Here is an 11,514-nt window from a genome sequence, read left to right as displayed (position 1 = left end):
TGGGGTCGCGGGGCATCGGTTTTCTCCCTCTCCCTGTGGGAGAGGGCCGGGGTGAGGGCATCAGGCATTAGCCTTTATCCGCTGAATCTCCGCTTCCCCACGTTTCATCACCCGATCCAGTACTTCGGCTTCCAGCTCCGCCAGTCTGGCCGATCCCACGCGGCGAGGACGTGGAATATCTACCGTCAGATCCAGACCAATTTTGCCCTCTTCTATTAACAGCACCCTGTCTGCCATTGCCACGGCTTCACTGACATCATGCGTCACCAGCAGTACCGTAAAGCCGTGCGTCTGCCAGAGGGTTTCAATCAGATCCTGCATCTCGATCCGCGTCAGCGCATCAAGCGCGCCGAGCGGTTCATCAAGCAGCAACAGGCCGGGACGGTGAATCAGCGCGCGTGCCAGCGCTACGCGCTGCTTTTGTCCACCCGACAGGGCCGCAGGCCACTCTCCCGCGCGATTCTCCAGCCCTACCGCAGCGAGTGCCTGCCGGGCGTCCTCCCGCCAGCTGCCCTTCAGGCCCAGCCCGACGTTATCCATCACCGTTTTCCACGGCAGCAGACGCGCGTCCTGAAACATCATGCGCGTATCATCCTGAATCGTGGCCAGAGGCGTAGTGCCTGCCAGAATGTCACCGCTGTTTGGCGCTTCCAGCCCGGCTAAAAGACGCAGCAGGGTACTCTTGCCGCCACCGCTGCGGCCGACAACGGCCACGAACTGTCCGGCAGGAATATGCAGATCCAGTGCATTCAGAATGGTGTTGTCGCCGTAGCGTTTGGTCACGCCGTTCAGCAGTAACGGTGTTCCCTGGTTCAGTCGTGCAGTATTCATGCTTTCGCCTCCTGAGCGGTGTAGGCCGGGTTCCAGCGCAGCCAGCTACGTTCCAGCCACTGGGCGCTGACGTCCGCAAGTTTGCCGAGCAGGGCATAAAGGATAATGGCAACCACCACCACGTCCGTTTGCAGGAACTCGCGGGCGTTCATCGCCAGATAACCAATGCCGGAGTTAGCCGAAATGGTTTCCGCCACGATCAGGGTTAGCCACATCAGGCCGAGCGCAAAACGCACCCCAACCATAATGGAGGGCAGGGCGCCCGGCAGGATCACATGGGTAAACAGGGCAAAACCTGACAGGCCATAGCTGCGGGCCATCTCCACCAGACCGCGATCGATATTACGGATCCCATGCCAGGTATTGATATAAATCGGGAATAACGTTCCCAGCGCCACGAGGAAAATTTTGGCGCTCTCATCAATGCCAAACCACAGAATAACCAGCGGAATAAGCGCCAGATGCGGCACGTTGCGCAGCATCTGAACGGAGGTATCCAGTAGCCGCTCACCCCAGCGTGACAGGCCGCTGATCAGCCCCAGCGTCAGGCCGATGCTTCCGCCAATCGAAAAGCCAATTACCGCGCGCCAGGAGCTGATGGCAAGATGTTGCCACAGCTCACCGCTGGCGCTTAGCGACCAGAACGCTTCCACAACGCCCTCCGGAGAGGGCAAAATGCGGCTCGACAGCCAGCCAGTTGAAGACGCCAGTTGCCAGACGAGGACAATGCCGACGGGCAGAAACCACGGCGCGGCGCGCAGCAGCCATTTTTGTGCGGTTGCAGACATGGTGGCTCCTTAGCTTTGCGCGACTTTTCTCGGGATAAACGCGTTCGCCACGGCTTCGCCCTGCAACTGAAGCTGACGTGGCTGCGGAATTTCCGGGATAGCGACATCCAGGTGCGGGAACAGCAGTTCACCCACCTTGTACGCCTCCTCCAGATGTGGGTAGCCAGACAGGATAAAGCTGTCGATCCCCAGCGCCGCATATTCATTAATGCGTGCCGCTACGGTTGGACCGTCGCCGACCAGTGCCGTGCCGGCGCCGCCGCGCACCAGACCTACCCCGGCCCACAGGTTCGGGCTGATCTCAAGGTTTTCACGCTTGCCGTTGTGCAGGGAGGCCATCCGATGCTGGCCCACGGAGTCGGTTTTGGCAAACGCTGCCTGTGCTTTAGCGATAGTGTCGTCGTCCAGATGAGCGATCAGACGGTCGGCGGCTTGCCAGGCCTCGTCGTTGGTTTCGCGGACGATCACGTGCAGGCGAATGCCGAAGCGTACCGTACGGCCATGTTCTGCGGCTTTAGCGCGTACCTGAGCAATTTTCTCTTTCACCAGCTCCGGTGGCTCGCCCCAGGTCAGATAGAGATCGACCTGCTCAGCCGCCAGTTCCTGCGCCACGTCCGACGATCCGCCGAAATAGAGAGGAGGGCGCGGCTGCTGTACCGGCGGGAAGTAGAGCTGCGCATCGCGAACGTGGATATGTTTCCCTTCGAAGGTGACAGTTTCCCCTTCCAGCAGACGTCGCCAGACGCGGGTGAACTCTGCGGAGGCTTCATAGCGCTCGGTATGATCGAGAAAGACGCCATCGCCCGCCAGCTCCTGCGGATCGCTGCCCGTCACCAGGTTGAACAGCGCACGGCCGTTGGAAAGCCTGTCCAGCGTTGCCGCCTGACGCGCCGCGACGGTGGGCGACACCACGCTCGGGCGCAAGGCTACCAGGAATTTCAGACGCTGGGTGACGGGGATCATTGACGCGGCAACCAGCCACGCATCCTCACACGAGCGGCCCGTCGGGATCAGTACCCCGGTAAAACCGATGCGGTCTGCCGCCTGGGCGATCTGCTGTAGATAGCCGTGATCGACCGGGCGGGCGCCTTCTTCTGTGCCAAGATAGTGTCCATCACCGTGGGTGGGTAAAAACCAGAAAAGATTCAGACTCATGATTTTTTTCCTTCAATGCCAGCGGGTTGCCAGATGCGTTCGCGAATATTCACCTGCTTTGGAACCAGGCGGTTTTGATAAAAGAGGTCTGCCGTTTGCTGCTGGAGAGCGGCAACGTGGGCGTCAATCGGTGCTATGGTGGTGGGAGGACGGTGGTCAAGATAGGTGGCGATCACCGGTTCAGGCAGGCCCATGGTTTTTGCCAGCAGCGTGATGCTCTGCTGACGCTGGCTTTGGGTCAGCGCATCGGCCTGAGAGAAGGTATCCAGCACCTGCTGAATAAATGCGCCATTTTTCTCAGCGTAAGGACGTGCCGCCAGGTAGAACGAACCGGTCTGCTTCAGGGTGGTGCCGTCTTTCAGCACCCGCACACCGCCCTGCAACAGTGCGGCGGAGTAGTACGGATCCCAGATAGCCCAGGCATCAACATTTTTTTGCTGAAACGCCGCGCGCGCATCGGCAGGCGTCAGGTAAACGGGCTGGATATCGGTGAATTTAAGGCCGGCCTCCTGCAACGCGCGCAGCAGCAGGTTGTGCGAGCTGGAACCTTTCTGGAAAGCAACCTTACGGCCTTTGAGGTCGGCGACGCTTTTGATCTCACTGTTTTCCGGCACCAAAATAACCTCTGCCTTCGGCTTGGCGGGCTCAACGCCAACGTAAACCAGATCCGCCCCGGCAGCCTGCGCAAAGATTGGCGGGATATCGCCGGTGCTGCCTAAATCAATACTCCCGACGTTCAGCGCCTCCAGCATCTGTGGTCCGGCAGGGAACTCGACCCATGAGAATTTGGTCTCCGGGAAACGCTTCTCAAGCAACGCATGGCTTTTCGCCAGCACCATGCTGACGCTGCCTTTCTGATAACCGATACGCAGGCTCTCCGGCGCTTTCTCCGCCGCCTGAGCCAGCGACGCCACTGCCAGCAGACCTGCCAGCCCGATACGGGTAACTGTTTTAAACATGCGCCACTCCTTGTGATTGATGAAATGCTGCCGCGTGGCGATCCCGACGGTTCAGGGCGTGCCAGAAGGTTTCGAGCGCACTGTCGAGGCGGGTTTGCAGATTCGGCGTGAAATGGGGTTTATGCTGGTAGTCGATTATCTGTGAGTCGTCAGCGAAGACGCCATGCAGGATCTCCTGCGCTTTCAGCGCGTTCAGAACCGGCTTGAGGGCATAATCCACCGCCAGTAAATGGGCTACCGTACCGCCTGTGGCCAGCGGCAGGACGACCTTACCGTCCAGCGCGCGTTCGGGCAGCAGATCGAGCAGCGTTTTCAGTGCGCCGGAAAAAGAGGCTTTATAAATCGGTGTCGCGACGACCAGCCCGTCAGCACTCTTAAGTTGTTCGATCAGGGTTTTCAGCGCCGGGCTGTCGAAACGGGCGTAGAGCAGATCTTCAGGCGCGAAATTGTGCAAATTCCAGTGACACACTTCGACATCCAGAGCATTAAGCTTTTCGCGAGCGTATTCCAGCAGTGCGCTGGAGCGAGAGGGGAAGCGGGGGCTTCCGGCCAGGGTAATGACGCGCATGGTTGCTCCTTATAACTAATTGTTTGCTTTTATCTAACATTCATAACAATTTCAGGAGTGTGACATTGCGTGGTTATTCCACTAAATGATTTATCCTCAGGATGAATGCAGAAAAATGCATAAGAAGCGAACCGATAAGTAAACGATTGCGTTTTACGTGGCTTTTTTTGCCACAGGTCAATTCCCTTTCCGGGCGGAATCGCACATAATCCCCTCCCGGTTTGCACACCGGGAATCCAGGAGAGTTCATGTACTACCCCTTCGTTCGTAAAGCCCTTTTCCAGCTCGATCCTGAGCGCGCTCATGAATTTACATTTCAGCAGTTACGCCGTATTACAGGAACGCCTCTGGCCGCGCTGGTGCGTCAAAACGTGCCGGAAAAACCAGTTCAGTGCATGGGCCTGACTTTCAAAAATCCACTGGGCCTGGCGGCCGGTCTGGACAAAAATGGCGAATGCATTGATGCACTCGGTGCGATGGGCTTTGGCTCGATCGAAATCGGGACGGTGACGCCGCGTCCGCAGCCGGGAAATGACAAGCCACGTCTGTTTCGCCTGGTTGAAGCCGAGGGGCTGATCAACCGCATGGGCTTTAATAACCTTGGCGTCGATCATCTGGTTGAGAACGTTAAGAAAGCCCATTTTGATGGCGTGCTGGGTATTAATATTGGCAAAAATAAAGACACGCCGGTCGAGCAGGGTAAAGATGACTATCTGATTTGTATGGAAAAAGTCTATGCCTATGCCGGTTATATTGCGGTGAATATATCTTCGCCTAACACCCCAGGGCTGCGTTCATTACAATATGGCGAAGCGCTCGACGATCTTCTTAGCGCCATTAAAAATAAACAAACGGCGCTACAGGCGATCCACCATAAATATGTTCCGGTCGCGGTTAAGATCGCCCCGGATCTTTCGGCAGAAGAATTGATCCAGGTTGCCGACAGTTTAGTTCGCCATAATATTGATGGTGTGATTGCAACCAATACAACACTCGATCGCTCTCTCGTTCAGGGAATGAAAAACTGTGACGAAGCGGGTGGATTAAGTGGCCGTCCGGTACAATTAAAAAGCACCGAAATTATTCGCGCACTCTCCGCAGAATTAAAAGGTCAGCTGCCGATTATTGGCGTGGGTGGCATTGACTCTGTCATCGCTGCACGTGAGAAGATGGCGGCAGGTGCATCGCTGGTGCAAATTTATTCCGGCTTTATTTTTAAAGGGCCGCCGCTGATTAAAGAAATCGTCACGCATATCTAATCTTTTCTCTTAATCAGACAACCAGGGCTTTATTTCCAGCCCTGGTTGTTTTATATTCCGTCATTGTTGCTTATTTAAACATTATAGTCTTTTATTACTAGTGTTATAAGCGAAGCGGCAAACAGGACATTTTTAGTACAGGACGTTTAGGGGACGGGAGAGAAACATGCGAATTAAACCTGACGATAACTGGCGCTGGTATTTTTGTGACGAGCATGACCGTATGATGCTCGACTTAGCCAATGGCATGTTGTTTCGCTCTCGTTTTGCGCGCCGAATGTTAACGCCAGACGCGTTTGCTCCCTCAGGCTTTTGCGTTGACGACGCTGCACTCTATTTCTCTTTTGAAGAAAAATGCCGCGAGTTCGATCTCTCCAAAGAACAGCGCGCTGAACTGGTACTAAATGCGCTGGTGGCGATCCGTTTCCTGAAACCGCAAATGCCGAAAAGCTGGCATTTTCTCGCCCACGGCATGTGCTGGACCCCGGCTATCGGCGATGCGGCGAGCGTCAATCTGAGCGATACCGAAGAAGAGGTGAATTTGCTGGTGGTTGAACCCGGTGAAAACGCTGCGCTCTGTTTGCTGGCCCAACCCGGCGTGACCATTGCCGGGCGAGTTATGCAGTTAGGTGATGCCATCAAAGTGATGAATGACAGGCTGAAGCCACAGCTGCGCGTTGATTCCTTCAGCCTTGAACAGGCAGTTTAAGCTTCCAGCTGTACGGATGTTTTCGGGACACAGCTACAGCACAGGATCGTGCCGTCACTGCCAATCGCAGATTTCTTCAGGGCACTTACTTCACCATCGACCAGTTTAATGCGACAGCATCCGCAAATCCCCGCGCGACAGGAATACGGTACGCGGATACCTGCCTGCTCCAGCTGTTCCAGTAGCACCTGCTGATTGTTACCACGGATAACCTTGCCTTCCCAGTGAATATCCACCGCGGAAGCGACGTTGGTGACAACGTCAACCATCTCTTCTTCCTGACCTGCGCCGTACACCCTGGCAGGCCCGCGGGTGAGAATTTCGACCTCGTCGCCCACGCGGATCACGCCGCTGGAGCGGGGGATCAGGTTCTGGCCGAAGTCGACATCGCCGTTATCCTGCGCGGTACGAAATGACTGCAAGGTTTTCAGCGGTTCGCCGGAAGGGTGTTTCTGACCTTTCTCCGGGCTGACGGTGGTAAAAATACAGCGGCTGCACGGCTTCACGACATCAAAAATAACGCTGCCGATGCGGATCACTTTCCAGGTATCTTCATCCCAGGCATTCGCTCCGGTCACCACCAGATTCGGGCGAAACTGCTCCATCTGCACGCTGGCTTTGCAACGATTTTGTAAATCACGCAGCGAGGCCTCGCTGGTCAGCAGGAAGGGAAAACCATCCGCGAAGGAGAGAGGAACCGCATCGTGGCGCTTCACGCGACGGGTCAGCGCAGGCCCAACCCAGCGCAGCTGAACGTCACGGGAGAAAAAGCCGCTCAGCCACTGGTTAATGTTATCCGGCGCGATACGCGCGGTAAAATGATTGCCCCACACTTCCGTTGGCGCATCAAGCGGCGCAAAATCAGCAAAGCGGATCACGACGCTTGAACCGTCCGGCGCAGTCAAATGCAGCCCGTCATGAAGCGGGGAAGGGGTAAAGCGAACCATCTGCGGGAACTGACGTGCGGTGATAAACGTACCGTCAGGCTCGGTGACCATAAAAATACGATCGAAGGCGAATCCGCTCATATCGGCCAGCGCGTGAGAGACGCCGATGCCGCGCATGGATTTCACCGGATGAATAAAAAGCCTGGATAACGTCGCCACTGCACACTCCCGCTAAAGAAAATAAGCCTTCAACTTTATGACATACACGCCATATTAGCTATAATGCGCGACAATTTTCTTTGAGTAAAAGTGACGATATGAATTCTCTGTTTGCCAGTACGGCCCGTGGGCTGGAAGAGCTGTTAAAAACTGAACTGGAAGCCCTGGGCGCGAAAGAGTGCCGGGTGGTTCAGGGTGGTGTCCATTTTGAGGGCGACACGCGGCTTATTTACCAGAGCCTGATGTGGAGCCGTCTGGCGTCGCGCATCATGCTGCCGATGAAAGAGTGCAAGGTCTACAGCGATCTTGATCTCTACACCGGCGTACAGATGATCGACTGGACAGAGATCTTCACCCCGGACGCTACCTTTGCGGTGCATTTCAACGGCGTCAACGATGAGATCCGCAACAGCCAGTATGGTGCCCTGCGCGTTAAGGATGCCATTGTGGACTGCTTCACGCGTCGCAATAAAGAACGTCCGAACGTTGACCGTGAAAACCCGGATCTGCGTATCAACGTCTGGCTGAACGGCGATACGGCCAGTATTTCCCTGGATCTGAGTGGAGCAGGCCTGCATCTGCGCGGCTATCGCGATCGCACCGGGATGGCGCCGATCAAAGAAACGCTGGCTGCCGCTATCGTGATGCGCTCCGGATGGCAGCCAGGTACGCCGCTGCTCGATCCGATGTGCGGTTCCGGTACGCTGCTGATTGAAGCCGCGATGCTGGCCACCGACCGTGCGCCAGGGCTGCACCGCGGCCACTGGGGCTTCAAAGGCTGGGCGCAGCACGATGAAGCCATCTGGAAAGAGGTCAAAGACGATGCGCAGACCCGCGCCCGTAAAGGGCTGGCGGAGTACACCTCTCACTTTTACGGTTCGGACAGCGACGCACGGGTGATTGAACGCGCGCGCAGCAACGCCCGTCGTGCCGGTATCGGCGAGCTGGTGACCTTCGAGGTGAAGGACGTGGCGAATCTGACCAATCCTCTGCCAAAAGGCCCGTACGGTACGGTGATCAGCAACCCGCCGTATGGTGAGCGTCTGGACAGCGAGCCGGCGCTGATTGCACTGCACAGCCTGCTGGGCCGCAACATGAAAGCGCATTTCGGCGGCTGGGACCTCTCCCTGTTTAGCGCCTCGCCGGAGCTGCTGAGCTGCCTGCAATTGCGTGCCGATCGCCAGTTCAAAGCGAAAAACGGCCCGCTGGACTGCGTGCAGAAAAACTACCATCTGGCAGAGGTAGCGGCGGATAGCAAACCGTCAGGCGTGGCGGAAGATTACGCCAACCGCCTGCGCAAAAACCTGAAGAAATTTGAAAAGTGGGCGAAGCAAGAAGGCATCGAATGTTATCGCCTGTACGACGCTGACCTGCCCGAGTACAACGTGGCGGTTGACCGCTATGCGGACTGGGTGGTGGTTCAGGAATACGCCCCGCCGAAAACTATCGATGCGCAAAAAGCGCGTCAGCGTATGCTGGATGTGATTGCGGCCACCATCGCCGTTCTCGGCATTTCGCCAAACAAGCTGGTGCTGAAAACCCGTGAGCGTCAGAAAGGTAAAAATCAGTATCAGAAGATGGGCGAGAAAGGCGACTTCCTCGAAGTGGGCGAATATAACGCGCGCCTGTGGGTTAACCTGACCGACTACCTTGATACCGGCCTGTTCCTCGATCACCGTATCGCCCGCCGCATGCTGGGCCAGATGAGCAAGGGGAAAGACTTCCTGAACCTGTTCTCCTATACCGGCAGCGCCAGCGTTCATGCGGGGCTTGGCGGCGCGCGTAGCACCACCACGGTAGATATGTCCCGGACTTATCTGGAGTGGGCAGAGCGCAACCTGCGTCTTAACGGCTTAACCGGCCGTCAGCATCGCCTGTTACAGGCCGACGTGCTGGGCTGGCTGCGCGATACCGACGAGCAGTTTGACCTGATCTTTATCGATCCGCCGACCTTCTCTAACTCCAAGCGTATGGAGGATAGCTTTGATGTTCAACGCGATCACCTGCGCCTGATGACCGACCTGAAGCGTCTGCTGCGTAAAGGCGGCACCATTATGTTCTCGAATAACAAGCGCGGATTCCGCATGGATCACGACGGCCTGGCCGAACTGGGACTGAAAGCACAAGAAATCAGCCAAAAAACGCTGTCTCAGGACTTTGCCCGTAACCGTCAAATCCACAACTGCTGGCTGATCTCCGCGGTCTGAAAGGAAAAATAAATGTCTTTAATTAGTATGCACGGCGCGTGGCTCTCTTTCAGCGACTCACCGCTTCTCGATAATGCAGAGCTGCATATCGAAGATAACGAGCGCGTCTGTCTGGTGGGCCGTAACGGCGCAGGTAAATCGACGCTAATGAAAATCCTCAACCGTGAGCAGGGGCTGGATGACGGCCGTATTGTTTACGAGCAGGATCTGATCGTCTCTCGTCTGCAACAGGATCCGCCGCGTAACGTCACCGGCAGCGTGTACGATTTTGTGGCCGAAGGGATTTCAGAGCAGGCGGAATACCTCAAGCGTTATCACGAGATTTCGCATCTGGTGATGACGGACCCGAGCGACAAGAATCTCAACGAGCTGGCAAAAGTGCAGGAGATGCTCGATCACCACGGCCTGTGGCAGCTGGAAAACCGCATTAACGAAGTGCTGGCCCAGCTTGGCCTGGAAGCGGATATGGAGCTGTCGGCGCTCTCCGGCGGCTGGCTGCGTAAAGCGGCGCTGGGTCGTGCCCTGGTGAGCGGGCCTAAGGTGCTGCTGCTGGACGAACCGACGAACCACCTGGATATCGAAGCGATTGACTGGCTGGAAGGGTTCCTGAAAACCTTTAACGGCACCATTATCTTCATCTCCCACGACCGTTCGTTCATCCGCAACATGGCCACGCGCATTGTCGATCTCGATCGCGGCAAGCTGGTGACCTATCCGGGCGATTACGATACCTATCTGCTGGAGAAAGAAGAAAACCTGCGCGTGGAAGAGCTGCAAAATGCCGAGTTCGACCGCAAGCTGGCCCAGGAAGAGGTATGGATCCGTCAGGGCATTAAAGCGCGTCGTACCCGTAACGAAGGCCGCGTTCGCGCCCTGAAGGCGATGCGCCGCGAACGTAGCGAACGCCGTGAAGTCATGGGTAGCGCCAAAATGCAGGTGGAAGAGGCGTCCCGCTCGGGCAAGATTGTCTTCGAAATGGAGAACGTGAATTATTCGGTTGACGGCAAAGTGCTGGTGAACGATTTCTCCGCTCAGGTTCAGCGCGGCGACAAAATTGCGCTGATCGGCCCGAACGGGTGCGGTAAAACCACACTGCTGAAACTGATGCTCGGTCAGCTCCAGGCCGACAGCGGTCGTATCCACTGCGGTACCAAACTGGAAGTGGCGTACTTCGACCAGCACCGCGCCGAGCTGGATCCAGACCGTACGGTGATGGATAACCTCGCCGAGGGTAAACAGGAGGTCATGGTTAATGGCAAGCCGCGTCACGTGCTGGGCTACCTTCAGGACTTCCTGTTCCACCCGAAACGCGCTATGACGCCGGTGCGCGCGCTGTCCGGGGGAGAACGTAACCGTCTTTTGCTGGCGCGTCTGTTCCTGAAACCCAGTAACTTATTGATTCTCGATGAACCGACTAACGATCTGGATGTCGAAACGCTGGAACTGCTGGAAGAGTTGATTGATGGTTATCAGGGAACCGTGATGCTGGTCAGCCACGATCGTCAGTTTGTCGATAACACCGTGACCGAGTGCTGGATCTTCGAAGGCAAAGGACGCATCGGGCAATATGTGGGCGGCTATCATGACGCGCGTGGACAGCAATCGCAGTCGCTGGCGCAAAAACAGGCGAAGACCAAAAATGTCGCTGAACCTGTTGTTGCAAAGGCAGAAACTGTCAAAAAGTCTCCTGCTAAAATGAGTTATAACTTGCAGCGCGAGCTGGAAGGGCTGCCGCAGCGTCTGGAAGAGCTGGAAGCTGCACTGGAAGCACTGCAAATCCAGGTCGCTGATGCGTCATTCTTTACGCAGCCTCACGACTATACTCAGAAAGTATTGGCTGAACTCTCCCAGGCTGAACAGGCGCTGGAAGAGGCATTTGAGCGCTGGGAGTACCTTGAGTCTCTGAAAAACGGCGCATAAACAGGGATAATC

At 56.3% G+C, this 11,514-nt stretch carries 10 protein-coding genes; 4 read left to right on the top strand and 6 right to left on the bottom strand.

The annotated features are described in order from the left end of the window. Window positions 1-60: 60 nt before the first annotated feature. From ssuB to ssuE, 5 genes are read right to left on the bottom strand one after another with little or no spacing between them, the layout of a single operon-like run. The gene (gene ssuB, locus O1722_RS15065) at window positions 61-831 is read right to left on the bottom strand and encodes an aliphatic sulfonates ABC transporter ATP-binding protein (RefSeq protein WP_015570909.1); all 771 of its coding nucleotides are present in this window, start codon (window positions 829-831) and stop codon (window positions 61-63) included. Continuing rightward, the gene (gene ssuC, locus O1722_RS15060; RefSeq protein WP_003858185.1) at window positions 828-1,619 is read right to left on the bottom strand and encodes an aliphatic sulfonate ABC transporter permease SsuC; all 792 of its coding nucleotides are present in this window, start codon (window positions 1,617-1,619) and stop codon (window positions 828-830) included. The genes ssuB and ssuC overlap by 4 nt, the downstream gene beginning before the upstream one ends. Window positions 1,620-1,628: 9 nt before the next feature. Further along, window positions 1,629-2,774 (bottom strand): FMNH2-dependent alkanesulfonate monooxygenase, encoded by a 1,146-nt coding sequence (gene ssuD, locus O1722_RS15055; RefSeq protein WP_017384817.1) that lies wholly within the window; start codon window positions 2,772-2,774, stop codon window positions 1,629-1,631. Next, window positions 2,771-3,733 (bottom strand): sulfonate ABC transporter substrate-binding protein, encoded by a 963-nt coding sequence (locus O1722_RS15050; RefSeq protein WP_033487277.1) that lies wholly within the window; start codon window positions 3,731-3,733, stop codon window positions 2,771-2,773. Before O1722_RS15050 ends, ssuD begins: the two co-directional genes overlap by 4 nt. Then, complete coding sequence (ssuE, locus tag O1722_RS15045; RefSeq protein ID WP_032671211.1) at window positions 3,726-4,301, bottom strand: NADPH-dependent FMN reductase; 576 nt, start codon at window positions 4,299-4,301, stop codon at window positions 3,726-3,728. Before ssuE ends, O1722_RS15050 begins: the two co-directional genes overlap by 8 nt. Window positions 4,302-4,549: 248 nt before the next feature. Here ssuE and pyrD point away from each other — a divergent pair, with 248 nt between their 5' ends. Together pyrD and zapC are read left to right on the top strand one after the other, a co-directional pair. After that, entirely contained in the window at window positions 4,550-5,560 is a 1,011-nt protein-coding gene (pyrD, locus tag O1722_RS15040) for a quinone-dependent dihydroorotate dehydrogenase (RefSeq protein ID WP_015570907.1), read from the top strand. Window positions 5,561-5,726: 166 nt separating this feature from the next. Continuing rightward, window positions 5,727-6,269, top strand: coding sequence for a cell division protein ZapC (gene zapC, locus O1722_RS15035; protein WP_015570906.1), 543 nt, complete (start codon window positions 5,727-5,729; stop codon window positions 6,267-6,269). On the opposite strand, the gene O1722_RS15030 is transcribed toward zapC, so the two are convergent. Further along, the gene (locus O1722_RS15030) at window positions 6,266-7,375 is read right to left on the bottom strand and encodes a YcbX family protein (RefSeq protein ID WP_017384813.1); all 1,110 of its coding nucleotides are present in this window, start codon (window positions 7,373-7,375) and stop codon (window positions 6,266-6,268) included. The two genes, zapC and O1722_RS15030, sit on opposite strands and share 4 nt — an antisense overlap. A 98-nt stretch (window positions 7,376-7,473) precedes the next feature. Between O1722_RS15030 and rlmKL the strand changes: the two genes are divergently transcribed. Both rlmKL and O1722_RS15020 read left to right on the top strand, forming a co-directional pair. Further along, complete coding sequence (gene rlmKL / locus O1722_RS15025) at window positions 7,474-9,582, top strand: bifunctional 23S rRNA (guanine(2069)-N(7))-methyltransferase RlmK/23S rRNA (guanine(2445)-N(2))-methyltransferase RlmL (protein WP_033487276.1); 2,109 nt, start codon at window positions 7,474-7,476, stop codon at window positions 9,580-9,582. A gap of 12 nt (window positions 9,583-9,594) precedes the next feature. After that, entirely contained in the window at window positions 9,595-11,502 is a 1,908-nt protein-coding gene (locus O1722_RS15020) for an ABC transporter ATP-binding protein (RefSeq protein ID WP_023296269.1), read from the top strand. The last annotated feature ends 12 nt before the right edge of the window (window positions 11,503-11,514 follow it).

Source organism: Enterobacter cloacae complex sp. HYC003_NIDB (assembly GCF_056673375.1).
The sequence above is the reverse complement of the archived record's forward strand: the minus strand, read 5'-3'. Positions and strand labels throughout refer to the sequence as shown.